This window comes from Nocardia sp. NPDC051321 (assembly GCF_044455225.1).
Classification (GTDB): domain Bacteria; phylum Actinomycetota; class Actinomycetes; order Mycobacteriales; family Mycobacteriaceae; genus Nocardia.
Window position 1 is genome coordinate 38610 of record NZ_JBITEM010000006.1, and the last position, 26002, is coordinate 64611.

21 protein-coding genes are annotated in these 26002 nt (G+C 66.9%); 7 read left to right on the forward strand and 14 right to left on the reverse strand.

Annotated features, from left to right (window positions below; translation table 11 throughout):
* Positions 1-211: 211 nt before the first annotated feature.
* Positions 212-1792: an amidophosphoribosyltransferase gene (gene purF / locus ACIA8C_RS15025; RefSeq protein ID WP_396995315.1), complete on the reverse strand. Its 1581-nt coding sequence runs from the start codon at positions 1790-1792 to the stop codon at positions 212-214.
* A gap of 234 nt (positions 1793-2026) precedes the next feature.
* Between purF and ACIA8C_RS15030 the strand changes: the two genes are divergently transcribed.
* On the forward strand, positions 2027-3295 hold the full coding sequence (locus ACIA8C_RS15030; RefSeq protein ID WP_397135653.1) for a YhgE/Pip domain-containing protein: 1269 nt from the start codon (positions 2027-2029) through the stop codon (positions 3293-3295).
* Between the two features lie 21 nt (positions 3296-3316).
* On the opposite strand, the gene ACIA8C_RS15035 is transcribed toward ACIA8C_RS15030, so the two are convergent.
* The 4 genes from ACIA8C_RS15035 to ACIA8C_RS15050 form a co-directional block, all read right to left on the reverse strand.
* A complete protein-coding gene (locus ACIA8C_RS15035) occupies positions 3317-3697 on the reverse strand; it encodes a sterol carrier family protein (RefSeq protein ID WP_397134846.1) in 381 nt (126 codons plus the stop codon).
* Between the two features lie 139 nt (positions 3698-3836).
* Entirely contained in the window at positions 3837-5306 is a 1470-nt protein-coding gene (locus tag ACIA8C_RS15040) for a serine hydrolase domain-containing protein (protein WP_397134848.1), read from the reverse strand.
* 176 nt (positions 5307-5482) lie between these two features.
* Entirely contained in the window at positions 5483-5809 is a 327-nt protein-coding gene (locus ACIA8C_RS15045; protein ID WP_397134850.1) for a lysostaphin resistance A-like protein, read from the reverse strand.
* Between the two features lie 305 nt (positions 5810-6114).
* Positions 6115-7851 carry an alpha/beta hydrolase gene (locus ACIA8C_RS15050; protein ID WP_397134852.1) on the reverse strand — a complete coding sequence of 579 codons (1737 nt, stop codon included), beginning with the start codon at positions 7849-7851 and terminating at the stop codon, positions 6115-6117.
* A 195-nt stretch (positions 7852-8046) separates the two neighbouring features.
* On the opposite strand from ACIA8C_RS15050, the gene ACIA8C_RS15055 reads away from it, so the two are divergent.
* Complete coding sequence (locus tag ACIA8C_RS15055; RefSeq protein ID WP_397134853.1) at positions 8047-8337, forward strand: YiaA/YiaB family inner membrane protein; 291 nt, start codon at positions 8047-8049, stop codon at positions 8335-8337.
* A 54-nt stretch (positions 8338-8391) separates the two neighbouring features.
* Here the strand turns inward: ACIA8C_RS15055 and ACIA8C_RS15060 are convergent, their stop codons facing one another.
* Positions 8392-10146, reverse strand: coding sequence for an alpha/beta hydrolase (locus tag ACIA8C_RS15060; RefSeq protein ID WP_397134855.1), 1755 nt, complete (start codon positions 10144-10146; stop codon positions 8392-8394).
* Positions 10146-12440, reverse strand: a complete 2295-nt coding sequence (purL, locus tag ACIA8C_RS15065; protein WP_397134856.1) for a phosphoribosylformylglycinamidine synthase subunit PurL — start codon at positions 12438-12440, stop codon at positions 10146-10148. Before purL ends, ACIA8C_RS15060 begins: the two co-directional genes overlap by 1 nt.
* A gap of 351 nt (positions 12441-12791) precedes the next feature.
* On the opposite strand from purL, the gene ACIA8C_RS15070 reads away from it, so the two are divergent.
* Positions 12792-14096, forward strand: a complete 1305-nt coding sequence (locus ACIA8C_RS15070; RefSeq protein ID WP_397134858.1) for a glycosyltransferase 87 family protein — start codon at positions 12792-12794, stop codon at positions 14094-14096.
* On the opposite strand, the gene ACIA8C_RS15075 is transcribed toward ACIA8C_RS15070, so the two are convergent.
* The 3 genes from ACIA8C_RS15075 to ACIA8C_RS15085 all read right to left on the reverse strand — a co-directional run bounded on the left by ACIA8C_RS15075 (position 14048) and on the right by ACIA8C_RS15085 (position 16043).
* Positions 14048-15343 carry a M18 family aminopeptidase gene (locus ACIA8C_RS15075; RefSeq protein WP_397134860.1) on the reverse strand — a complete coding sequence of 432 codons (1296 nt, stop codon included), beginning with the start codon at positions 15341-15343 and terminating at the stop codon, positions 14048-14050. The two genes, ACIA8C_RS15070 and ACIA8C_RS15075, sit on opposite strands and share 49 nt — an antisense overlap.
* Positions 15344-15505: 162 nt before the next feature.
* Positions 15506-15895 carry a hemophore-related protein gene (locus ACIA8C_RS15080; RefSeq protein ID WP_397134862.1) on the reverse strand — a complete coding sequence of 130 codons (390 nt, stop codon included), beginning with the start codon at positions 15893-15895 and terminating at the stop codon, positions 15506-15508.
* 4 nt (positions 15896-15899) lie between these two features.
* A complete protein-coding gene (locus ACIA8C_RS15085) occupies positions 15900-16043 on the reverse strand; it encodes a hypothetical protein (protein ID WP_397134863.1) in 144 nt (47 codons plus the stop codon).
* A 282-nt stretch (positions 16044-16325) separates the two neighbouring features.
* Between ACIA8C_RS15085 and ACIA8C_RS15090 the strand changes: the two genes are divergently transcribed.
* A complete protein-coding gene (locus ACIA8C_RS15090) occupies positions 16326-17321 on the forward strand; it encodes an alpha/beta hydrolase (protein WP_397134865.1) in 996 nt (331 codons plus the stop codon).
* 2006 nt (positions 17322-19327) lie between these two features.
* Here the strand turns inward: ACIA8C_RS15090 and ACIA8C_RS15095 are convergent.
* Entirely contained in the window at positions 19328-19759 is a 432-nt protein-coding gene (locus ACIA8C_RS15095) for a MarR family winged helix-turn-helix transcriptional regulator (protein ID WP_396995326.1), read from the reverse strand.
* A 51-nt stretch (positions 19760-19810) separates the two neighbouring features.
* Between ACIA8C_RS15095 and ACIA8C_RS15100 the strand changes: the two genes are divergently transcribed.
* Positions 19811-20887 (forward strand): substrate-binding domain-containing protein, encoded by a 1077-nt coding sequence (locus ACIA8C_RS15100; protein ID WP_397134867.1) that lies wholly within the window; start codon positions 19811-19813, stop codon positions 20885-20887.
* 267 nt (positions 20888-21154) lie between these two features.
* Here the strand turns inward: ACIA8C_RS15100 and purQ are convergent, their stop codons facing one another.
* Positions 21155-21832: a phosphoribosylformylglycinamidine synthase subunit PurQ gene (purQ, locus tag ACIA8C_RS15105; RefSeq protein WP_397134869.1), complete on the reverse strand. Its 678-nt coding sequence runs from the start codon at positions 21830-21832 to the stop codon at positions 21155-21157.
* On the reverse strand, positions 21829-22065 hold the full coding sequence (gene purS, locus ACIA8C_RS15110; protein ID WP_150403849.1) for a phosphoribosylformylglycinamidine synthase subunit PurS: 237 nt from the start codon (positions 22063-22065) through the stop codon (positions 21829-21831). The genes purQ and purS overlap by 4 nt, the downstream gene beginning before the upstream one ends.
* Positions 22066-22195: 130 nt before the next feature.
* Between purS and ACIA8C_RS15115 the strand changes: the two genes are divergently transcribed.
* The gene (locus ACIA8C_RS15115; protein WP_397134871.1) at positions 22196-22840 is read left to right on the forward strand and encodes an MBL fold metallo-hydrolase; all 645 of its coding nucleotides are present in this window, start codon (positions 22196-22198) and stop codon (positions 22838-22840) included.
* Positions 22841-22861: 21 nt separating this feature from the next.
* On the opposite strand, the gene ACIA8C_RS15120 is transcribed toward ACIA8C_RS15115, so the two are convergent.
* Positions 22862-24226 (reverse strand): dipeptidase, encoded by a 1365-nt coding sequence (locus ACIA8C_RS15120; RefSeq protein WP_397134873.1) that lies wholly within the window; start codon positions 24224-24226, stop codon positions 22862-22864.
* 250 nt (positions 24227-24476) lie between these two features.
* Here ACIA8C_RS15120 and ACIA8C_RS15125 point away from each other — a divergent pair, with 250 nt between their 5' ends.
* A complete protein-coding gene (locus ACIA8C_RS15125) occupies positions 24477-25874 on the forward strand; it encodes a glutamate decarboxylase (protein WP_397134875.1) in 1398 nt (465 codons plus the stop codon).
* Positions 25875-26002: the final 128 nt, after the last annotated feature.

The window sequence follows — 26002 nt, forward strand, 5'->3', positions numbered from 1 at the left end:
AGTTGCCCGCGACGCGCGTAGTCGACCCGCCGTGCGCACGCCATGTTTTGGACACGACAGAGCGCGCTGAACGGCGATCATCAAGGAGGGTGAATCCGCTCGAAATCGAGACAGCGATGTGCTCGAAAACGAGACGGCGATGTGCTGGGCATCGAGACAGCTGAGTGTCGGGATTACCGTCACTCGACGGGCGGACGGGCCGCCCGATGGGTCACGGACGGCTCAGTGCGCTCGCATTCGCGTTCTCGCCCAACAGCAATGCCTCCGGCTGGCCGGTGAGCATGCCTTCGAGCAGGTTCTTGCCGATGGCGGCCTCGGAGGGCAGCTCGATCGGGTAGGTGCCGTCGAAGCAGGCGCAGCACAGCCGCGAGCGCGGCTGCTCGGTGGCGGCGATCATGCCCTCGGTGGAGATATAGCCGAGGGTGTCCGCGCCGATCGACCGGCGCACGCCATCCACCATCTCGTCGAAGCTGCCCTCGGCACCGGAGCCGTTGGCGATCAACTCGGCGGGCGAGGCGAAGTCGATGCCGTAGAAGCACGGCCACTTGACCGGCGGCGAGGCGATCCGGACGTGGATCTCCAGCGCACCGGCCTCACGCAGCATGCGGATGAGCGCGCGCTGGGTGTTGCCGCGCACGATCGAGTCGTCCACCACGATGAGCCGCTTGCCGCGGATGACCTCGCGCAGCGGGTTGAGCTTGAGCCGGATGCCGAGCTGGCGAATGGTCTGGCTCGGCTGGATGAAGGTGCGCCCGACGTAGGCGTTCTTCATCAGGCCTTGGCCATAGGGCACGCCCGATCCTTGCGCGTAGCCGACGGCGGCCGGGGTGCCGGATTCGGGCACCGGGATCACCAGATCGGCGTCGACCGGATGCTCCTTGGCCAGCAGGCGGCCGATCTCCACCCGGGTGGCGTGCACCGAGCGGCCGGAGATGGTGCTGTCCGGCCTGGCCAGGTAGACGAATTCGAAGACGCAGCCCTTGGGCTCGGGGTTGGCGAAGCGCATCGAACGGACGCCGTCGGCATCGATCGCCAGCAGTTCGCCGGGCTCGATCTCCCGGACGAACGCGGCACCGACGATGTCCAGCGCCGCGGTTTCGCTGGCAACAACCCAGCCACGGTCCAGCCTGCCGAGGCACAGCGGGCGAACGCCGTGCGGATCACGCGCGGCGTAGAGCGTGTGCTCGTCCATGAAGGTCAGGCAGAACGCGCCCTTCAGCGTCGGAAGCAACTCCATCGCCGCCTGCTCGATGCTGGAATCCGCGGAGGCGTGCGCCAGCAGGGCGGTCATCACGTCGGAGTCGGAGGTCGCGGCGATCGGCTGCGGGCGGCCGTTGGCCACCGTCGCGCCGATGAGCCCGAGTTCCCTTGCCCGGCCGGCCAATTCGGCGGTATTGACCAGATTACCGTTGTGGCCCAAGGCAAGTCCGGAACCCACCGAGGTGGTCCGGAAGATCGGCTGGGCATTTTCCCAGGTCACTCCGCCGGTGGTGGAGTAGCGGCAGTGCCCGATCGCGATGTGGCCAGGCATGGCGGCCAGCGTCTGCTCATCGAATACCTGGCTGACCAAGCCGAGGTCCTTGAAGACCAAGATCTGCGAACCGTCGGATACCGCGATGCCCGCCGCCTCCTGCCCGCGGTGTTGCAGCGCGTACAAGCCGTAGTACGTGAGCTTCGCCACGTCCTCGCTCGGCGCCCAGACTCCGAACACGCCACACTCTTCGCGTGGCTCGTTCTCGACCTGATCGGGGGTGGCGGAAATAGCGTCAACCGGCAGTTCGGCCTTGGTCACCGTTTGCTCCCTGTTCGGGCGGGCTGGGGGCATGGTCCAGTCTACGGGTGAATGTTCGATCACGATCACCCCCACCGCATACGAGCAGCAATCGGCGTGGCGCACGAGCCGGGAAATTCCGGGTCGGCAGCTGTTACGGTGCGAGCCGTGACGACTACCGACAGCGCGAATTCAGGCAGCGGGGCGGGATCGACCACCGGGGCAACTCCGCCGCCGCGCAGGCCATGGGCTCGCATGGTGCTGTTTCCGATCGCGGTACTCACCCTGCTGACCGCGCTGCTCGGCATCATGTATCTGGATTACGTCGTCGATCCGGAGAAGAATCTGCACGATTTCCCCATCGCGCTGGTGAACCAGGATGTGGGCGATGTCATCAAAACGGCGGACCGCCAGCAGCAGGTGAATTTCGGTAAGCAGATCACCGACGCGCTCGAAAAAGGCGTGCCGTCGGACAAGGTCGACCTGCGGGTGATCAGCATCAGCGAGGCCGAGCGGCAGCTGCAGTCCGGCGAGGTCTACGGCTCGATCGTCATCCCAAGCGATTTCAGTAAGCGTCTCGGCATCCTCGGCGTCGGCAGCGTGATTCCCGGCGAGATGGAACGCCCGATCATCACCGTGCAGACCAATCCGCGCACCGGCGCGTTCGGCACCCAGATCGTGCTGCGGGTCGGCAATCAGGCGCTGACCGAGGTGAACAAGCAGGTCGGCAAGCAGCTCACCGACCAGGTGACCGAGCAGCTGAAACCGCAACCCGGTGCGCCGCCCGCGCCCGAGTTGTCCGGCGCGGCCCGCGTCGCACTCGCCGATCCGGTGAAAGTTGTTGTCCAGCAGTATCATCCGTTGCCCGACGGCACCGGGCAAGGGCTGAGCGCGTTCTTCTACGCACTGCTGTTGCTGCTCGCCGGGGTGGTCGGCGCCATGGTCATCCACACCATGATCGATGCGCAGCTCGGCTTCATCCCCACCGAATACGGGCCGTGGTTCGTGCACTACCCGCCGACACCGATCTCCCGTTTCCGCACCCTGCTGATCAAGTGGGGCGTGATGGTGGTGACCGCGAACATCGTCTCGGCGGTCTTCCTCACCGTCGGCAAGATCCTGGACATGCCGATCGACCATCCGCTGGCCCTGTTCCTCTACAGCGCGCTCGCCATCATCGCCGTCGGCGTCACCGGCCTGTCCACGCTCGCCGCCATCGGTTCCGCGGGACTGCTGGTGAACCTGATCCTGTTCATCATTCTCGGGCTGCCCTCCTCCGGCGGCACCGTCCCGATCGAGGCGACCCCGCAGTACTTCGGCTGGCTGGCCTCCTTCGAACCGATGCACCAGGTCTTCCTCGGCATTCGCGCCATCCTCTACTTCGACGCCAGCTTCGAGGCGGGGCTGGCCCGCGGTGTCTGGATGGCCGTGATCGGCCTTGCCATCGGCCTGGTCTTCGGCGCCGTCATCACCCGCTTCTACGACTACAAGGGACTGCACCGCAGCAGCAGGGTCCCGGCCTAACCGCCGGGTAGCCCGTGAGCGTCAGCTGATGATGGGGAGCCAGTGGGCGACTTCGCCGGCCCGGTTGCCGGAGGCGGTGAGGGCACCGGAGTCGAGGGCGGTGGCGAAGTCCAGCAGGCCGGTGGCCAGCAGGAGCCAGGTGCGCGGGTCGGTTTCGACGACGTTCGGCGGGGTGCCTCTGGTATGTCGCGGGCCCTCGACGCACTGCACCGCGACGAACGGGGGCACGCGCACCTCCACCGAATGGCCAGGGGCCGAAGCCGCCAGCGTGCGCGCGGTCGTGCGAACAGCGGCCGCGAGCTCGGTCCGCGCCGGTGCGACCACCGACTCGTCGCGCAACCATTCGCGCACCGCATCCACCGCCGACCGAAGTTCGGCCGGACTCACCGATTGTCGCGCCACCTCGCCGAGATTACCGGTCTCGGCCGCCCACCTCTGCGTTCCGCCGGACCCGCTCGCCTCGATCGCGCGACGACCACCGGCACCTCAACCCATGCCGAAGGGCCGGGTGGTAACCCGGCCCTTCGGTTCTCGTCACTGATCAGTCGGCGGTCGGCGCGTCCTTCGGGGTGGCCCGCATGCCGACGTAGCAGGCCTCGGTGCCGTCGGCGAGGGTGGCGAACACGACGGGCATGTAGTCCTCGCTGAACGAGGGGCCCGCGCCGGAGGCCGCGAAGACCGTCGCCGAGACCGGGGTGAGGTCCATGCTCAGCGGCGGGGACATGTCCTTCATGTCGTCGACGAATTCGTAGAGCATGTGGGCCGAGCCGTCGTCCTGCTTGCTGACCGTGATGACGACACCGGCGCGGCGGTAGGTGCCGACGAACGGATCGATGTCCACCTGGACCGGCGGGTCGGCGGGCGCGAAGGCCTCCGGCATCTGCACCCCGGCCAGCTCGGCCAGCAACTCGCGGAACAGTGCCGCGTAAAGCTGGCGCGCGCCACCACCATTGGTGAGCAACGCGACCACGACCCCGGCTTCGGGGATGGCGCGCAAGTAGGCGTACTGCCCGATGGCGGCACCGTCGTGGCCGAAGCCCTTGATGCCGTTCCAGTCGTAGGTGGTCCAGCCAAGACCCCAGCCGTCCGCGCTGACGGTCCACTTGTCCGGCACGTCTACGGCCCGTTGCTGCATCGCCGCAACGGTTTCCGGCGACAGCACGGCCGTTCCGTCGGCGGCGCGGCCGCCCTCGAGGTGCATCCTGGCGAACCGCACCATGTCACCCGCGGTGGTGATGACCCGCGCCGCGGGTGCGACCGCGCGCGGCATGATGTCCCACTCCGGCGCCGGATCCGGGTACTGTCCGGACTCGCCGAGGTGGCTCATCGCGGTGCGGAATTTCAGCGCCTGCTCCGGCAGCGTCACCAGATGGTCGAGGCCAAGCGGGGTGGCGAGCAGGTCTTGCACGGCCGCGTCCCAGGTCTTGCCGGTGAGCACTTCGATCACCCGGCCGAGCACCATGTAGCCGAGGCCGCCGTAGGAGATCGCCGTGCCCGGCTTGCAGTCGAGCGCGACTTCCCTTGCGGCCCGGACGTATTCGGCCAGGCAGTCGTCGCCGCGGCCGCCGTCGAAGTTGAAGTCGTTGGTGACGCCGCCGGTGTGGCTGAGCAGCTGGCGGACCGTGATCACCTTGGTGGCCTCCGCATCCGGCGTCGCGAACTCGGGCAGCACGTCGACGACGGGCGTGTCCAGATCGAGCCTGCCCTGGTCGACCAGGCGCATGACCATCGTGGCGGTGTAGACCTTGGCGATCGAGCCGCACAGGAACACCGAGTCGGTGGTGACCGGCACGCCGGTGCCGCGATGCAGTACGCCGCTGGCGATTTCGTAGATTTTGCCGTCGACCAGGATGGCCAGCGACGCGCCGGGCACGTGGTTGGCCGCGCGGAGTTCGTCGAGCCGCTGCTGCCAGTGCGCGGGCGAGAACTTCCGGCCGGCCGAGTCGGCGCTGCCCCAGTTCCCCTGCACCTTCCAGTCGCCCTTGGCGCTCCAGCTCACGTTGTTCGACATGTTCTTCTCCTGATTCGAATCCCACCGGCGAGTACGCCGTTCTCCTGTTGCGAACACTGTACGCATAGCGGAACGTTGTGCGCAAGCGCGCATGGCGTATTTTCTTGTTTTGCCTGATAAAAGGGGGTCTCAGCCCTTCAAATCGACTGATCCAGGCATGCCGGACCGGGCCGAGATTACGATCGGGCAGCCCCGACAAGCCGCGCCAGGCGTGGCGCGATGGCACCACCCACATTGACGACCAGGTGCAGCAGAGCCGGGGCGGTGACGCTTCCGGTACGACGGCGCAGCCAACCGAGGGCGACGCCGCCCGCGGCCGTGGCGGCGATCGCGACCGGAACGCTGTCGCCCGCGGCGTGAGCCGGGTGAATATGCCAGAGGCCGAAGGTCAGTGCGCCGAGCACCGATCCGAGTCGAGAGCCGAACGTGTTGTCCAGCAAAGGGTCCAGGGTGGCACGGAAAATCATCTCTTCGCTGTAGACGGTGCCGATCGGGATATGCACCGCGATCCATTCGGCGGGAGATACCTCCGGTCCGCGACCACCTAACTCGTGCAACCCTTTCCGCACCGACGGAATCGCCAGGGCCACACCGTAACCGGCGGCAACCAGCGAGACCGATACAGCGCCATACCGAAACCCCTTCGCAGAGCACCAATTCGGCACTCCACGAAAGGCGATGGCGTAAACAGTTGCGAATCCCGCATTGGCGGCGGTCCTGCCCCGAACGCCGAGCCCGAGCCCCGGCAACACCCAATTGCTCCAAGCCAATGGAATACCAACGGCAGCAACGGTTTCCGGGAATCTGATCATTTTTCCTTCCGCTCGAAATCCTCGGCGGCCTCGATCTCGGTCCTGATCCGATCGGACATCCCCGCGCTCCAATCCGGCGGCGCGGCAATGGCCGCCCACCCGTCGAGCACGAGATTCCCGTAGCGGTGCCCGTGCCCGTCGGTGACGGCCTGCGCGTTGGTGAGGTCCGCGGCGACCTGCCAGAAGGTGACGAACGGCCACCAGCGCATCTGCGAGGACACATCCGCGCCGCGCGGCTCGGACAGCCAATCCGGTTGCGAGAAAATAAGATCCGTCGACCACCAGACGATCGGGTCGGACGCGTGCTGCAGGTAGGCGATCCGCGGCGGCCGCCACTCGGTGGACGGGCGCGCGAGATCGGCACTGTCCGAGGCGAATCGCACCACCAGGCCGTCGGCATATACCGGCTCGATCTCCCGCGATCCTGGGTCGCGCCGCGAAACGAACTGCTCCCATAGTCGATTCGAGTTCGGCGGCCCGACCCACAGCGCACCGTCCACCTTGGTGCGCAGATCCGCCAGCCCGTCGAAGGCGGCCTCGGAACCCTGCGAGCCCAGGCTCTCCCCGTACACAAGCAGCTTCGGCCGCTGCTGCGGTGGCCGCGCGCTCCAGTGCCGGTAGACCGCGTCGAACATGGCTCGGCCCGCCGTCGTCGCCTTGCCGCGGTCCGCGAGGAAGGACAGCACGCTGGGTAAATACGAATACTGCGAGGCGACGATCGCGCTGTCGCCGCCATACATGTACTCGACGGCCGCGGCCGCCATGCCGTTCACCCACCCGGTTCCGGTGGTGGTCACCACCACCAGCACCTTCCGGTCGAAGGCGCCGGTGCGCTCCAGTTCCGCGGCGGCCAGTTCCGCCGGATCCTGGTCGGCCTTCGCCGATTCCAGTCCCACGTAGGCGCGGATCGGTTCGCGGGCCTGCGTGCGGGTCACCTCACTGATCTTGCCGGCGGTCGGCCCGTGCGATACGAACCAGCGCCCCTCGTAGCCGAGGGTCTCCCACTTCGCCAGCGAGGCCGGGCTGCCGGAGCGTTCGGGCTGTACCGGCTGGGTCGCGTTGGCCGAGGTGCGATCGTTACGCACGCTGAACGCCGAGTTCGCGACGGCGAAGAAGGCCCGCGAGGCCACGCCGTTGAAGATGGTCACGGCCAGCACCACGAGCACCAGAAACCCGGCGGCGGGCGCCAACTCGCGCGGCACCCGCACCCACGTGTTGAGCAGCCGAGCCAGGAACCGGATGATCTCGCGCACCGTCCGATACACCGCGACCACCGCCATCCCGACGGACAAACTCAGCAACCCGGTGCGCAGGTAGGCGGGCGTGGTGGTGCCCGCCATCCCCATCAGCGCGGTGATCTCACGCTGCCAGCGGGCCGACTGGACCAGCATCAGCGCCGCACTGAGCGCGGCGGTGATCAGGATCGCGGACTTCACCGCGTAGCGCACCCAGGTGGGCGGCGGCGGAATCTTCGTCAGCCGCGGCCGCACCCACAGCCGGAACAACCACTCGAGCACACAGCCGACGCCGTAGCCGAGCGCAGCATTGATCCCGCTGATCAGGCCCTGGAACAGCCAGTCACGCGGCAGCAGTGACGGCGTCACCGACAGCGCGAAGAACACGGTCGCGAAGATCAGCCCGACATAGTTCAGATCGATGATGTCTTCCGCGCGCCGCACGATGACGATGCCGCGCGTACGCAGCTTCGTCAGGGTGGAGGCGGTCTCGAACACCCGAACAGTATGGCGGTCGGATACCGCTTACGGGCCGTTGCCCGGGCCGCTACACACCCACATCGACGCAGATCACAGTCGAGAGCACGGGAAAGCGCCGGACCGGGCGAATTGCGCTGCGACCGGCAATTACCCACACTGCTCGAGTAGTTGTACACGGTTGTGCGGGTGCGCGTGTCGGCAAAATCCTTACCCATGAGCACTCCCAGCGCCCAGTCGAAAACCACTTCGGCCTTCATCGCGCAAGCCGCGATCGCGTTCGGCGTCAGCTTCTTCGGGGTCTGCGTCGGCATCTGCTATCTCCCGCTGGACATGTGGCAGCGCGGCTTTCTCGCGATGTCGCTGCTGTTCCTGGTGACCAGCACCTTCACCTTGGCGAAGGTGGTGCGTGACCAGCACGAGGCCGCGACCGTGCACGGTCGCATCGATCAGGCACGGTTGGAAAAGCTGCTCGCAGAGCACGATCCGTTCAACACCGTGTCCTGACGCGCCTGGGCGGGCCTCGTGCACGAGGGGTCCTGGTCCGCCCAGGCCTGCGTCCTACTTGAGTGAGCGCTCCCGAACAGCGGACTGCTCCAAGTAATTTCGGATCCGATCCGACAGATCCGCCGACCAATCCGGCGGCTCGGCCAGCGCGGCCCAGGCGTCGAGCACCAAGGTGCCGTAGCGATGACCGTGCCCGTCGGTGACGCCCTGCGCGTTCGGCAGGTCCGCGGCAACCTGCCAGAAGGTGACGATCGGATACCACGCCATGGTCGGTGACACGTCCGACCCGCGCGGCTCGCGCAGCCAATCCGGTTCGGTGAACAGCAGATCCGGCGACCACCAGACCACCGGATCGGACGCGTGCTGCAGATAGGCGATGCGCGGGGTGAGCCAGGTGCCCGACGGCTGCCACAGGTCGCCGCGGCCGTCGGCGAATCGCACCACCAGTCCGTCCGCGTAGGTCGGCAGCACCTCGGGTGAGCCGGGATCGCGGCGGGCGACGAACTCGCCCCACAGCCGGTTCGAGTTGGGCGGCCCGACCCACAGCACCCCGTCGGCCTTGGTGCGCAGGTCGGTCAGGCCGTTGAACGCGCCCTCCGAGCCTTGCGAGCCCAGGCTCTCGCCGTAGACGAGCAGCTTCGGGCGCGCCGCCGCCGGCCGCGCCGACCAGTGCTCATACACCTTGTCGAACACCAGCTTTCCCATCCGCGTCGCCTTCGCCTTGTCCGAGAGGAACGACAGCACGCTGGGCAGATACGAGTACTGGGTGGCGACGATGGCGGTGTCGCCGCCGTACATCATCTCGACGGATTCGGCGCTGGTCGAGTCGACCCAGCCGGTGCCCGTCGCGGTCACCACGACCAGCGCTTTGCGATCGAAAGCACCGGTGCGCTCGAGCTCGGCGGCGGCCAGCTCGGCCTGCGCCTCGGGGCCGTCGGCCGATTCCAGTCCGGTGTAGACCCGGATGGGCTCGCGCGCGGGTTTGCCGGTGACCCTGGCGATATCGGCCGCGGTCGGCACATAGGAGACGAACCAGCGGCCCTCCGAGCCGAGCGTCTCCCACTTCGCCAGCGAGTTCGGGCTGCCGGACCGTTCCGCGAGCTGCGGCTGCGTGGCATTGGCTGAGGTGTGGCTGTTGCGCACGCTGAACGCCGAATTCGCCACCGCGAAAAAGCCTTTGGCCAGCACACCGTTGAACAACGTGACGGCGAGGATGGTGACGATCAAAAAACCGATGGGCAGCGCGAACTTACCCGGGATGTGCACCCGCTCGGTCAGCTCGCCGGCCACCCAGCGCACCAGCCATCGCACAGCGCGGAACACCCCGATCACCAGCGCGATCACCGCGGCGCTCAACGCACCGGTGCGCAGGAATCCAGTGGTCGTAATGTCCTTCATGCCCATCAGCTCGGTGATCTCGCGCTGCCAGCGCGCCGACTGGATCAACATCACGATCGCGACAACCAAGCAGGCGACCACCACGACCACTTTGAGCAAGCCGGGCACCCACGTGGGCAGATCGGCGAAAACCTTTGTCACGGAAGCGGGTAACCGCGGCCGGACCCAGCTGCGGAACGCCCACTCCAGCAGGCAGCCGACGCCGTAGCCGATGGCCGCGTTGACCCCGCCGATGAGCCCTTCGAACAGCCAATCCCGCGGCAGCAGTGAAGGAGTCAGCGACAACGAGAAGAACAGCGTGGCAACGACCAGCCCGACATAGTTCGGGCGGAAGAAACGCTCGACGGTGCCGACGATTTCGCCGGCACCACCGGCCAGACGCAGTGAGACCGCTTCAGCCTCTCGCGTCATCAAATCGTGCTTGCCCCGAACAACTTCGGCAGCGTGCCCTCGTGCGCGGCACGCAGCTCGTCCATGGGGACGGAGAACTGCCCTTGTACCTCAATGGAATCCGTGCCCTGGTCGACCACGCCGATGCGCGTCCACGGCAGACCGCGGGCGGTGCACATCTTGGTGAACCGGGTCTCCTCCGAGCGCGGCACCGCGACGAGCACGCGGCCCGCCGACTCGGAGAACAGCGTGACGAACGGGTCGGCGTCCTCGGGAAGCAAGACGCGGCAACCGGTTTCACCGGCCAGCGCGGCCTCGACGACCGTCTGGATCAGCCCGCCCTCCGAAAGGTCGTGCGCGGCACTGATCATGCCGTCGCGCGAACCCGCGGTGAGCACCTCGGCGAGCAGCTGCTCGCGCGCGAAGTCGACCACCGGCGGCACGCCGCCGAGGTGGTCGTGCACCACCTGGGACCAGATGGAGCCGCCGAACTCGTCGCGGGTGTCGCCGAGCAGGATCAGCGTCTCCCCCGGCTCCAGGCCGAGTCCGGTCGGGATGCGCCGGTGCACGTCGTCGATGACGCCGAGCACGCCGACCACCGGGGTCGGCAGGATGGCGGTCTGTCCGGTCTGGTTGTAGAAGCTGACATTGCCGCCGGTGACCGGAATGCCAAGCGCGACACAGCCGTCCGCGAGACCGCGGACCGCCTGCTGGAACTGCCACATCACGCCGGGATCCTCGGGCGAGCCGAAGTTGAGGCAGTTGGTGACGGCCTTCGGGGTGGCGCCGGTGGTGGCGACATTGCGGTAGGCCTCGGCCAGCGCGAGCTGCGCGCCGGTGTACGGGTCCAGCTTGGTGTAGCGGCCGGACGCGTCGGTGGCCAGCGCGATGCCGAGCCCGGTCTGCTCGTCGATCCGGATGACGCCCGCGTCGGCGTGCTCGGCGAGCACCGTGTTGCCGCGCACGTAGCGGTCGTACTGCTCGGTGATCCATTTGCGGCTGCACAGTTGCGGGCTGGCCAGCATCCGCAGCAGTGTCGCGCGCAGTTCGTCGCCGGTCTTCGGGCGGGTCAGCTTGTCGGTGCTGTCGGCGATCAGCGCGTCCTGCTCGTCCGGACGCCGCACCGGGCGCTCGTACACCGGACCCTCGTGGGCGACGGTGCGCGGCGGCACGTCGACCACGGTCTCGCCGTGCCAGGTGATGACGAGGCGGTCACCGTCGGTGACCTCGCCGATCACCGTGGCGAGGGTGTCCCACTTGCGGCACACCGCCATGAACGCGTCCACGTTCTCCGGGGTGACCACCGCGCACATGCGCTCCTGCGATTCGCTGGAGAGCACCTCGGCCGGGTTCATCCCGGTCGCCCGCATCGGCACCTTTTCCAGGTCGATGTGCATGCCGCCGTCGCCCGCGGCCGCGAGTTCGGAAGTGGCACAGGACAACCCGGCACCGCCGAGGTCCTGGATGCCGACCACCAGCTTGGCCGCGTACAGCTCGAGACAGCACTCGATGAGCACCTTCTCGGTGAACGGGTCGCCCACCTGCACGCTGGGCAGCTTCTTGCGGCCGGTGCCACTCTCGTCACCGGAGAAGGTATCCGAGGCGAGCACGGAGACACCGCCGATGCCGTCCAAGCCGGTGCGCGCGCCGAACAGAATGATCTTGTTGCCAGTGCCGGAGGCGAACGCCAGGTGCAGGTCCTCGACCCGCATCACGCCCGCGCACAGCGCGTTCACCAGCGGATTGCCTTGGTAGGACGGGTCGAACACGGTCTCGCCGCCGATGTTCGGCAGGCCGAGCGAGTTGCCGTAGCCGCCAACGCCGCGCACCACACCGTCGACCACGCGCCGGGTGTCGGCCGCGTCCGCCGCGCCGAAGCGCAGCTGGTCCATCACCGCGATCGGCCGGGCACCCATCGCCATGATGTCGCGCACGATGCCGCCGACGCCGGTCGCCGCGCCCTGATACGGCTCGACATAGGACGGGTGGTTGTGGCTCTCCACCTTGAAGGTGACGGCCCAGCCGTCGCCGATGTCGACGACGCCCGCGTTCTCGCCGATGCCTGCGAGCATCGAGGACCGCATTTCCTCGGTGGTGGTCTGGCCGAAGTAACGCAGGTGCACCTTCGACGACTTGTAGGAGCAGTGCTCGCTCCACATCACCGAGTACATCGCCAGTTCGGCGTCGGTCGGCCGGCGGCCGAGAATGTCCTTGATGCGGGCGTACTCGTCGTCCTTCAGACCCAGCTCTTTATAGGGTTGCGGCACGTCGGGGGTTGCTGCGGCTGCGCTGACGGTGTCGACCTGCGAAGTCACGGGGTATCTGGGTCCTTTCGACATGATCGGGAGCGCTACGTGGTTACGCCGCGCTACCTCCTCCGCGCCTGACCCGATCATGTCGGTGTCCTTTCGACCTGATCGGGCGCGCTACGTGGTTACGCCGCGCTGCCTCCTCCGCGCTTGACCCGATCACGTCAGGGGTCCTTTCGGGCCGGGAGCGCGAAGCTGGGGATTCGCCTGGAAGTTTAGCCGTGACCGTTGGTGGGCACCGGGCCGCATCGACATCCCGCCCGGTTCGCCGGATTCCTGTGCGCCAGGTCACAGGCCGCGACCGGGACCGCGCGCGCCGACGCGGGTCACACCACCGGTCACAGATACTCTGGGCCCGTGAACGAACGATCGGGGGTTGCGGATTCCGCTGAGCCGGTTGCCTCGAAGAACCTGAACAGCGGTGCCTCCGTTGCGCCGGGCGGTGCCGCGCGTGTTCCGTTGTCGCGGGCACAGCGGCGCTGGCTACTGGCGGCGATCGGCCTGTTCGCCGCGTCCGCGGTCCTGTCGCTACTGGTCCACTGGTGGTCCGGCTACATCGATCTACAGGTGTACCGCAACGGCGCCCGGGTCTGGCTCGACGACGGCGAGCTGTACGGGCCGATGCCTCCGGTTGCCGGCATCGGGTTGCCGTTCACCTATCCCCCGCTCGCCGCGCTGTTCTTCGCGCCGCTCGCGCTGATTCCGTTGCCGGTGGCCGAGGTGCTTGTGGTGCTGACCTCGCTGGCCAGCCTCGGTGCCACGCTCTGGGTGGTGCTCGCGCGGATCCGGCCCGAGCTGCCCAGGGTCACCACCGCGACGATCGTCATCGGCGCGATCGCGCTGCTGCAGACCTTCGAACCGCTGCGCCAGACCTTCGGCTTCGGCCAGATCAACCTGGTGCTGATGGCCGCGATCACGCTGGACTGCTTGGTGCGCAAGCCATTCTGGCCGCGCGGCATGCTGATCGGCATCGCGGTGTCGGTGAAGCTGATTCCCGGCGGGTACCTGCTGTATTTCCTGCTGCGCAAGGACTGGAAGGCGGCGGGCACGCTGATCGTCTCCGCGATCGGCGCGGTCGGCCTGGGATTCCTGCTGTTCCCGAGCGATTCGACCGAATACTGGTTCCACACCCTCGCCGACACCGGCCGGATCGGGCCGCCATACTTCGCGGGCAACCAGTCGATCAAGGGCATGGTGTTCCGGCTCGGCGTCGCCGACTCGGTGGCCACCCTGCTGTGGATCGCACTGTCGCTGGTGGCGATCGCCCTGGCCGCCGTCTGGATGCGCAGGCTGATCGACGCGGGCGCGAACGTGGCCGCCCTGATGGTGAATGCCGCGGTGGTGCTGCTGGTTTCGCCGATCTCCTGGTCCCACCACTGGGTGTGGATCGCGCCCGCGCTGGTGGTGACGGCGGACGCGATCGTGCGCGGCCGGCGCAGCCCGCTGTTCCTCGGCTCCGTCGGCCTGCTGACCGTCATGTTCATCATCGGGCCGCAGTGGCTGCTGCCGCACTCCGAGGACAAGGAGCTCGGCTGGGCCTGGTGGCAGCAGCTCATCGGCAGCAGTTACGTGCTCGCCACCCTCGCGGTGTTCGTGGTCGCGGTGGCGACCTATCACCCGGTGACGGCGGGCGTCAGGAAGGCGGCCAGCGCCGCGGCGTAGGCCGGAACGTCGGCGGCGCCCATGATTTCGCGCGCCGAATGCATGGCCAGCTGGGCCGCCCCGACATCGACCGTCGTCATGCCGGTCCCCGCGGCGGTCATCGGGCCGATGGTCGAGCCACACGGCAGATCGGCGCGATGCACGTAGCGCTGCAACGGAACTCCCGCCTGCGCACATGCGAGCGCGAACGCGCCGGCGCCGACCGCGTCGGTGGCGTAACGCAGGTTCTGGTTGACCTTGAGCACCGGGCCGCCGTTCACCTGGATCCGGTGGGCGGGCTCGTGCCGCTCCGGGTAGTTGGGATGCGTCGCGTGCGCCATGTCGCCGGAGGCGCAGACCGAAGCGGCTACCGCGGCAAAAAATTCGGCGCGATCGCCGCCGCGGGACAGCACGATCCGTTCCAGCACCGTCGGGAGCAGCTCGGACTGGGCGCCACGATCGGACTGGCTGCCGACCTCCTCGTGATCGAAGGTGGCGAACACGGGAATAGCCGCGCCCGGCGCTTCGACCGCGGCGAGGAAGGCGTGCAGGCCCGCGTAGCAGGTGCCCTGGTTGTCCAGCCGGGGCGCGCTGACCAGGTCCCGGTCGCGGCCGACGATTCGGCTCGGCGCCAGGTCGTGCGTCATCAGTTCCCAGCCGAGCAGCGCGGCCGGGTCGAGCTCCGCGCGCTCGGCGACGAAGGCCAAGAAGGAACGCGGCTCGTGGCCGACGCCCCACACCGCGTTGACATGCCGCTGTGGATCCAGCGTGACGCCCTTGCGGTCGTCGGACAGGTGAATGGCCAGCTGCGGCACCCGCAGGATCGGCTCGTCGATCCGAACCAGCTGCTCGCGCACCGCATCTCCGTCGCGCACGGTGAGCCGCCCGGAGATGCCGAGCTCGCGGTCGAGCCAGGAATTGAGCCACGCCCCGCCGTAGGGTTCCAGGCCGACCAGCTGCCAGCCCGCCGACGCCAGATCGGGGTGCTGTTTGACGCGCAGGTTCGGGCTGTCGGTGTGCGCGCCGACCACCCGGAACGGTGTCACCCCCGCGGCGTCCGACGTCGCCCACGCGATCAGTGAGCCGCCCCGCACCACATAGTGCTTACCCGGGCCGTCCGATGGCCACGGTGCCGATTCGTCGAGGCGGGTGAAACCGTTCGCGTCCAGTTCGCCCGCCACGGTCCGGCAGACGTGGAAGGGCGAGGGCGACTCATCGATGAACGCGCACAACCCGGTGGCCGTGGCAGCAGTGGTGGAAACGGGCATGCTGCGATCCTAGGGTCCGGTGATCTTGTGCAGGGAAGATGCTGATCAGGGCAGGGCCGGTGGCGTTCCCGCCAGGCGCGAACGCCGACCTGCCCACCTACTACCTGCTAAGTCATCCGCTAAGTCATCCTGCTGCTGCTCGGTACTACTGGTGGTGCTGAACTACTTGGCGTACGTGTCGCAGGTCGCGGCCACCCGGCTCATCTTGGAGCCGAGTTCCGGACTCTCGCCGAGGGCCTGGTCCAGACCGTTGGTCATTTTCTGGCCGACCAGCTGCTGCAGCGTATTCGCACGCACATCCGGCGCGACCTCGTACGCCATCTTCAACATGCCCTTCTGCATCGGTGAGGCGTCGAGCCGCGCCGCCATCTCCGGCAGTTCCGTGTGGATCGCGCCGTCAATTTGCGTGAAGGAGCACTGCGAGGTGAGCAGCGGCGAGAGATCGCCGATCATATCCGCGGACGCAATTCCCGTACCGAACAACGAAGCACCTGCGGCGATCCCGCTGATGGCGAGAGAGGCGAAGGCGTAACGCGGGTTGAGCATCTTCATGAATTCACCCTTCGGAGAGCTCGATCGGATGTTCGGGGCTGAATACCCCGGCGGTGATGGTACCCAAGGAATTCCACGGGTCACCCACCGCGTCCGGCCAGCGCACGTTTACGCCGGATTCGCCGTGCGTGCTTTGACTGCCGGACATGGGCGAATCGCGCCGAATATTTCCGGACGGACCTTTCCGGCGGCGTTGGCGCGTCGAACATCGTTGCGCCCCATGGCGGCAACGGATACCGCCGCATGTCAACTGACCAGTTCGTAAGCCATTCTACGTAATTCGGACATTACATCGTGTCGCCGCACGAACAGTACGAGCGGCGTGCTAAAAGCTTGTCCTATGAATTGGAGCGTAAACGCAGAAGCGCACAACTCCCGCAGATCACGTTCCGTAGCCACCATCGCGGCGTCCGGACTGATCGCCTGCGCTATGACAACATTCGGGGTATCGGCGGCTACGGCCGATCCGGCCACCGACGCGAAACTGGTAACCACCTCTGTTACTTCACCCGACGGCTCGCGAATAACCGACACCGAGTCCATCGACGACCGCAATATCCGACTTCAGGTTTATTCCGCGGCAATGGACAAGACCTTTCCGGTCGAGATTCAGCGCCCCGCGGATACCTCGGTGCCAAGGCCCGCCCTGTATCTGCTGAGTGGCGCGGGCGGCGGCATCGACATCGCCTCCTGGCAGGCGCAAAGCGACGCGCGCCAGTTCATGGCGGACAAAAATGTCAACCTGGTGCTGCCGATCGGTGGCATGTTCAGTTATTACACCGACTGGATCAAGGATGACCCGGTACTCGGGCGCAACAAGTGGAAGACCTACCTGACCGAGGAACTGCCGCCCATCATCGACGCGGCACTCGGTACCAATGGCGTGAATTCCATCGCGGGCATCTCCACCTCGGCCACCACGGTGCTTGCCCTGCCCATCGCCAAGCCCGGCCTCTACAAAGCCGCCGCCGCCTATAGCGGCTGTGCCCAGACCAGCGATCCGCTCGGTTCGCGGTTCGTGAAATTCGTGGTCGACGGGTACGGCAATGCCAACCACGAAAACATGTGGGGGCCGACGGGATCGCCCGAATGGCTCGCCAACGATCCGTACGTCAACGCCGAAGGGCTGCGCGGCACGGAGCTGTATATCTCGTCGGGCAACGGCCTGCCCGGCCGCTATGACACCCTGGACGGCCCGCACACCCAGCCGGGCGTGAGCGGGCTGGCCAATCAGATCATCATCGGCGGCATGATCGAGGCGGCCACCAATAACTGCGCGCATAATCTGCAGACCAGGCTGAACGAACTCGGCATCCCGGCGACATATGCGCTGCGCGATTCCGGCACGCACTCGTGGGGCTACTGGCAGGACGAGTTGAAGGCGTCCTGGCCGGTCCTGGCGCACGGTATGGGCTTGCCTGCCTGACGGCTACGACCAGCAGCTAGCGGTCACTGGAGGACCGGGTACGGCCTGTGCACAGGCCGCCCGGTCCTTCCTTGCGTTCGCCGGGCATGAGTTACCGTGCGGGACATGGCAGGCCGCGGGGACAAGGCGGATCGGCGGGACAGAGGCGGTCCGACAGCGCGGGTGTGAACACCGGCAAGGCGGTACGTATTCAGAGTCGAGCGGCCCGACAGATTCACGGCCGTTTCGCTGAGGGAAGCGCGGCCGGGTGCTCTGAGCTACGACATCGAGAGTCACCCGTACAGGCGCGTCAGCAATATATTGCGGCTTCTGGCACGTGCTTATAGCCGAAAACGAGATCGTGCCGGACGCCTGCAGTGCGTCCGGCACGATCTCGATCTGTCCAGCTAGACAGGGGCCTAGCTGGGCTGGTGCAAACTAGACGACCGCGATGATGATCGCCAGAATCACACCGAGGGCCGCGACAGCAGCACCGAGAAAACTACCAACACCGGGGAGCAGCATTCTTCCTCCTGTTTATGGATTGGCCCACTGCGATGCGCAGTGGCCATCATTGCCAGTTTGTGGCTTGTGAATGTCGAACAGCCTCACTCGGGAGGCGTTCATGATCTCGGCCTGCTCGGAGACTTCCAGTCGGACGCTCGATTCAACGGAGCGTCCGGCGCGATCTCGACCTCAGCCGGCCAGAGGGTTTTTAGCTAGACGACGGCGATGATGATTGCGAGAATCACGCCGAGGGCCGCAACGGCAGCACCCAGAAAACTACCAACACCGGGCAGAAGCACAGTTCCTCCTGTTTGTCGGTCGAGCTTGATCAGATGTCGAACTGCCTCGACCACAGCGAATCAGCCGAGGTTCGCCTCACCGAGGAGGCTTTCAACGAACTCAGCTAGCTGGAAGGCTGCTGATTAAACGACGGCGATGATGATCGCCAGAATCACGCCGAGGGCCGCGACAGCAGCACCGAGGAAACTACCAACACCGGGGAGCAGCATTTTTTCTCCTGTTTGTCGGTGGATCAAATGATCGAGCAGTAGCGAGGACGCCGACTGCCGATTGGAGACTGTAGAACATCACCGGCCGATACAAAAATCGGCCGAGGCCGCCTCACTGCGGAGGCGGCTTCGTGATCTCGATCAGTTCTGCGAACTAGACAACCGCGACGATGATGCCGAGAATCACGCACAGAGCGGCCACAGCGGCACCGGCCATACTTCCAACGACGGGGAGCAGCATTGTTCCTCCTGATAGTAGGTCGAACCATTTGATCGATCGGCGGCGGTCGCCACCGGCGATTTCATACTGTCGACTTCCTCGACATATCAGAAAGTAGCCGACGTTGCCTCACATCGGAGGCGTTTGACGAACTCGGTCAGTTGGAAACTTAGACGACCGCGACGATGATGCCGAGAATCACGCACAGAGCGGCAACAGCGGCACCAGCCATACTTCCAACCACGGGCAGCAGCATTGTTCCTCCTGATAGTAGGTCGATCCATGGATGACTTAGCGTTGGTGATCATGCCAACTGTCACGGAACAAACCTCGAACCGACTCGGCGTGTCGGCAAATTCAACGACACACCCCCGTTCTGGGCGGCGAATTTAATTGGACGCCAATACTCATTAATCGAATTGGACGATCGACCGGCCAGCCCAATGCTCAACCGGCGCAAGCAAATCCATCGAACGCGACCCCATCGGACAATCCCCATACCATCCATCCCGTGGCACATGCAAAAGCGCAGGAAGGGGCAGATAGTCCACCAGTCGGCAAAAGTCGCCACAGCGCACAACGGGAGTCCGCAACAGCCCTGGTGATCACCGCGCACGGAGCGCAATCACATAGACGGCATCAGGTCAATGACCCAAATCAGAAAGGCTTCCACTTCGGATATACCGAATCGTTCACCGTCAATCAATTCCACACAGAATTGACAAGTGAGCGGCCGATCACGGCAATTACCGACGGATCGGACTTTCAGGACATTTGTCCTCGAATTCGCGTTACTCAGGGTTCGCTGAAACGAGTTCCAGCAGTCGCATGAGTTCGGTGTAGCGCCGCGCACCGATCCGGGAACGCAGTTCCTGCTCCGCGCGCGCCTCCTCGGCCCGCACCGCGGCGACCAACTCCGCACCGAGCCTGCTCAGCCCGATCAGGATCCGCCTGCGGTCGTCCTGCGCCGCCAGCCGGAAGATCAGTCCGCGCTCGGCCAGGTAGTCCGCGTGCCTGGTCGCCGAGGACGGGGCGAGCTGCGACCTGGCCGCTAGCTCGCTCATGGTGATGCCGGTCTCACTGGAGAGATTCGACAACATCGACCACTGGTCGGGTGTGAGCTGCCTGGCACACAGTGCGGCGTCCAAGTGACGCAGCCAACCGCGTTCCGCGGCACGCAGCGCACCATGCAGCGTCGAATATCCGCTTACAATGGTCGTCATTGTTATTCCTGCCTGCCATGAATTTCGCTCTAACGAGAAGAAGAGTACCGAATGCCGGCGTTCGGCGAGAGCCCAGAGGGCACTATCGAGATCCTGAACATAGTCCCGATGCAGGGACCTGGCGGTATCGTGGCACCCTCCTGCGACGCGGCGATTTCGCTTGCCGTCGACGAAATCAACCGGGGCACAGGAATTCTCGGGCGCGAAATTCGTACTACGAATATTGATGGCGGGCGCCCGCCACACGAGGTGGCCAGCGAGGTTTCCGCCCTGCTCGCCACCGGCATGGTGGACGCGATCACCGGTTGGCACACCTCCGCGGTGCGGCGGGTGGTGGCCAGAGCGACCGCCAGCCGGGTGCCCTATTTATTCGCCACCGGGCACGAGGGTCTACCGGACGAGCTACCCGGTGTGCTGATGCTCGGCGAGCACCCGGCGGGGCAGACGCTGCCCGCGCTGCACTGGCTCGCGCGCGAGCACGGCGTGCGCCGCTGGGCCATCATCGGCAACGACTACATCTGGCCGAGGGAGTCGGCCAAGGCGATCCGCAACAGCCTGACCGACCCCGCCGACGTCGTACTGGAGCGGTTCGTGCCGCTCGGCGCACCCGATTTCGGTGACTTCCTGAACCATCCGGCGCTGGACCAGGCCGACGGCGTGGTGATCCTGATGGTCGGCGCGGATGTGTCCCGGTTCAACCGGCAGTTCGCCGCGACCGGACGCGCGGCCGAGCAACTGCGGATCAGCCCCGCCGCCGACGAGAACGTGTTACTGGCAGGTGGTGCGAGCGCCAACCACAACTTCTATGTCGCGTCCAGCTTCTTCATCGACGAGCACACCTCGGACGGGCGGGACCGAGTCGACCGCTATCGCAAGCTGCACGGCGAATTCGCGCCCGCGCTGACCAGTTTCAGCAACATGACCTACGAGGCCATTCACACGCTGGCCGGACTCGCGCACGCAGTGGGTTCGCTGCGGGTGCCCGACGTGCTCGGCGCCATCGACCACGGCGTGCTGCTGGACACCCCGGGCGGGCAGCGAGCCTTCCAGGGCAACCAAGCCATCCAGCACGGCTACATCGCCCGCGCGAACGGCGTGCGATTCGACATCGTCGCCAGAATCACCTGAGCTGTGTTAATTGCGGCGCCTGCGGCGCCGCGTGTTCGCGGCCCCCTGGTGTCGCGCGTCCGAGCTGTCGAGACTCGCGCCTGCGGCGCATGCGCTTCGACAGCTCGGACGCGCGACGGGCCGCGAACGGTGAATGCTCGATCTCGCTGCGCTCGAAACCTGGGCACTACCGAGTGGCCCGGATTCCGATTCACCGGCGGCACGGGGCCAACCCCCGTGTTGCCAAGGATGCAACCGGGCGTGGTTACGGGCCGAGGGATCGATCGATCAGGCGGAGACCAGGGTGTCCAGTACCGAGAGGAACAGGCCGAGGCCGTCGTCGCTCGGGCCGGTCAGTGCCTCGGTGGCGTGTTCGGGGTGCGGCATCAGGCCGACGATGCGGCCGTCGGCGGACGCGATGCCCGCGATGCCACGCTGCGAACCGTTCGGGTTATCGCCCGCGTAGCGGAACACCACCCGGCCCTCGCCCTCCAGCTCGTCGAGCACGGCGGTGCTGGCCTGGAAGCGGCCCTCGCCGGACTTCAACGGGACCAGGAGCTGGGCACCGGCCTCGTAGCGCGAGGTCCACATGGTCGACGCCGACTCCACCCGCAGCCACTCGTCGCGGCAGATGAAGTGCAGCCCCTCGTTGCGGGTCAGCGCGCCGGGCAGCAGCCCGGCCTCGCACAGCACCTGGAAGCCGTTGCAGATGCCGAGCACCGGCAGGCCGGCCTTCGCGGCGCGCACGACCTCGCCCATCACCGGCGCGAACCGGGCGATGGCGCCGGCGCGCAGGTAGTCACCGTAGGAGAAGCCGCCGGGCACGATCACCGCGTCGACGTTCTTCAGATCGGCGTCCGCGTGCCACAGGCTGACCGCCTCGGCACCGGCCAGGCGCACCGCCCTGGCCGCGTCGACATCGTCGAGCGTGCCAGGAAACGTGATGACCCCGATGCGTGCGGTCATGACAGCCGGGTGACTTTCCACTCTTCGATCACGGTGTTGCACAGCAGTGCTTCCGCGATCTGCTCGAGCTCGGCGTCACCGACACTGTCGTCGACATCGAGTTCGAATCGCTTGCCCTGCCGTACATCCGAGATGCCCTCGAATCCCAGGCGCGGGAGCGCACCGACGATGGCCTGTCCCTGGGGGTCCAGGATCTCGGCCTTCGGCATCACCTCGACCACGACTCGTGCCACGCGTTGCTCCTCATGTGGTGGTGGGGGGTTACCTGAGCAGCGTAGTTGTGCTGGTTGCCCGCGCCGCCCTCGGGGTCGGCCAAAATTCGCCCCGCGTGCCCGAGTTCCGGCCGCGCAATAGCATGGCGGGATGCGCATAGCTCACTTCGGCCACTCCTGCCTCCTCGTCGAGCTACACGGCAAGAAGGTGCTGTTCGATCCGGGCACCTTCGCGCACGGCTTCGAGGGGCTCACCGATCTGGACGCCATCGCGATCACCCATCAGCATCCCGATCACATCGACCCGAACCGGATCGAGGCACTCGTCGACGCCAATCCCGGCGCCCGGCTGCTGTCCGATCCACAGACCGCGCGGCAGCGTGGCGAAAAGTGGGAGGCGGTGCACGCGGGCAACGTGCTGACGCTTGGCGAACTGCGGATCACCGGAGGCGGCGGCAGGCACGCGGTGATCCACCCGGAGATCCCGGTGGTCGACAACACCGTGTTCCAGCTCGGCACCCCGGACGATCCGGCACAGCTCGTGCACCCCGGCGACTCGCTGTGGGTGCCGCCAGTCCAGGTCGGCGTGCTCGCGATCCCGGCGGCCGCGCCGTGGATGAAGCTCAGCGAGGCGGTGGACTACCTGCGTGCGGTCGCGCCGCGCACCGCGCTGCCCATCCACTACGGCATCATCGAGCAGGCGGCACAGGGCATCTACTTCGGCAGGTTGTCCGAAATGGGGCCCGCCGACACAGAATTCACCGTGCTGGAGCCGGAAGACCAGCGCGACTTCTAGCGCTTCCGGCTCCGCACCCAGCTACCCGGGCTGGTCGGCGTAGTTCAGCAGGAACAGCGCCTCGGCCAGCGCCATGTGCTCGATTTCGGACGGATCAACGCTCTCGTTGGGGGCGTGGATCAGGCTGGTCGGCTCCTCGACGCCGAGCAGCATGATCTCGGCGTCGGGGTAGGTGTCGGCGAAGACGTTGCACAGCGGAATCGATCCGCCCTGTCCCTGGGTGGTGGCCGCGCGGCCGTACGAGGCCGCCAGCGCGGTCTCCATCGCCTCGCGAGCCGGGCCGCCGTTGCCGGACCGGAACGGCGCGCCGATGCCTTCCAGTTCGATGGTGAGCTCGGCATTCCACGGGGTGTTCGCCTCGAGGTGCGCGACGAGCGCCTTGTGCGCACGCTCCGGATCGGTGCCGGGCGGGATGCGCAGGTTGAGCCTGGCGCGCGCCGACGGCTGGACGGCGCCGGTCGAGCCGACCACCGGCGGGGCATCGATCCCGAGCACCGTCAAAGCCGGTCGCGCCCAGAGCATGTCGGCGACGGTGCCGTCACCGACCAGCTCGACGCCGCGCAATACGCCTGCGTCCGTACGGTATTGGTCCTCCGGGTACTGCACGCCGGACCAGCGCTGGTCGTTCGGCAGCCCGGCCACCGTGGTGTTGCCGTGCTCGTCGCGCAGCGTGGCGAGCAGGTGGATCAGCGCGGCGAGCGCGTCCGGGGACGGTCCGCCGAACATACCGGAATGCAAAGGGCCGGTGAGTGTTTGAATGGTAACGACGACATTCACGCTGCCGCGCAACGTTTCCGTCAGCGTCGGCACGCCCGCGGCGAAGTTTCCGCAGTCCCCGATCAGGATCGCGTCGGCGCGCAACAGGTCTGGGTTGGCCTCGACGAAACGCTCCAGCCCGCCGGTGCCCTGCTCCTCGGATCCCTCGGCGACCACCATGACACCGAGCGGCAGGTCCGGCCCCAGCGCGCGCAGCGCGGTCAGGTGCATGACGATGTTGCCCTTGCAGTCGGCGGCGCCGCGGCCGTACCAGCGACCGTTCTTCTCGGTCAGCTCCCAGACCGGCGTGCGCCAGGCCGCACTGTCCAGCGGCGGCTGCACGTCGTAGTGGCAGTACAGCAGCACCGTCGGCGCACCTGGCGGCGCCGGGCGGGCCGCGATCACCGCCTTGCTGCCGTCCGGCGTCTCGTGCAGTCCGGCCCTGGTCAGCCCCGCCGCGACGAACGCGTCCGCGACCCACTGCGCGGCCCGTTCGCATTCCGCAGGCGGGAACTGCCGCGGATCGGCCACCGACTTGAACGAAACAAGCTGTGTCAGATCGGTTTTCGCCTGCGGCATGAGCGCGGCCACCTTCGCGCGCAGCTCGGCGGTGCGGGAATCCTCGGTCATCGGCCAGCGCCTCACTTCTTTGTGTCGTCGCGCTCCATGTCGCGCACCCGGTGCCGGGACGGTCCGGGCGGCAGCGGCCGACAGCGCCGCTGGTCCACTCTGGCACGCACCGACCAGTACAAAGGTTGAAATCTAGTCGACCGAGCAGTCCGTGTCGCCCGACTTCCGGCGGCGGCACCGGCTCCGTGTGATTGGGTTGGGTCACCGCAGTTCGGTACCACTACGCGAGCGATACTCCGGAGGCCATCCGATGTCCCACAGCGCAGACTCCGACGACCTGTACGCGCTGCCCGGCATGAGCCGGGTCGCACCCAAGGCCGGTTTCCCGAAGCACGAACTGTTCGCCGAGGTCGCCTACGAGATCGTGCACGACGAGCTGATGCTCGACGGCGTCTCCCGGATGAATCTGGCCACCTTCTGCACCACCTGGGTGGACGACCAGGCCCGTCGGGTGATGGTCGAGTCGCTGGACAAGAACATCGTCGACAAGGACGAATATCCGCAGACCGCCGAGCTGGAGCGACGCTGCGTCCGGATGATCGCCGACCTGTGGCACTCCCCCGATCCGGCCGGCACGCACGGCACCTCGACCACCGGGTCCAGCGAAGCCGCGATGCTCGGCGGGCTGGCCGCCAAGTTCCGCTGGCGGCAACGCGGCGGCACCGGCACACCCAATTTCGTGTGCGGACCGGTACAGGTTTGCTGGGAGAAATTCGCTAGATACTTCGACGTCGAGATCCGCCGAATTCCGCTGCGCGGCGACCGCCTGACCATGCACCCGGACGATGTGGCCGCCTACTGCGACGAGCGAACCATCATGGTGGTGCCGACCTTCGGGCAGACCTTCACCGGACTGTTCGAGGACGTCGCCGGGATCAGCAACGCCCTCGACCGGTTGCAGGAGGCGAGCGGCCTGGATATCCCGATGCACGTCGACGCGGCCAGCGGCGGGTTCCTCGCCCCGTTCACCGCGCCCGACCTGACGTGGGATTTCCGGCTGCCGCGGGTGAAGTCGATCAACGCCTCCGGCCACAAGACCGGGCTCGCGCCGCTCGGCGTCGGCTGGGCGATCTGGCGCGAGGCGGCCGACCTGCCTGCCGAGCTGATCTTCGAGGTGGACTACCTCGGCGGCAGCATCGGCACCTTCAATCTCAATTTCTCGCGGCCCGGCGGGCAGGCGATCACGCAGTACTACGAGTTCATCCGGCTCGGCCGCACCGGATACACCCGGGTGCAGTCCGCGATCTACCGCGCGGCAAAGCATCTGGCGGCCGGCCTGCGCGAGCTCGGGGGTTTCGAGATGATCCACGACGGCGATCCGCACCGCGGCATCACCGCGGTGGCGTGGCGGTTGACCGGCGATCCCGGGTTCAATCTCTACGACCTGTCGGACCGGCTGCGCAGCAGGGGCTGGCTGATCGCCGCGTATCCGTTACCCGCGGACCGAGAGGACGAAACGATCATGCGCGCGGTAATCCGGCACGGCTTCACCGTCGACATGGCCGATCTGCTGCTCGCCGACATCGATCGGTGCATGAAACAGCTGGTGCGGCATCCGTTTTCGGCCTCGCTCACCCGGCAGGAAGCGGGCGGCTTCACGCACAGTGCGCGAGCCGCGGTGCCCGACAAGAAGATCGACACTGCTTGATCGTGCCGCCGCGTGAGCGCCGCCGCTCGATGTACGCCATTTCACGAGCGGCGGCGCCGATCGGCCACGCTCGGCGGTGCCGATAACCACGGAGCCGCGGTGCCCGACCACACCGCGCCGCGGCGTCT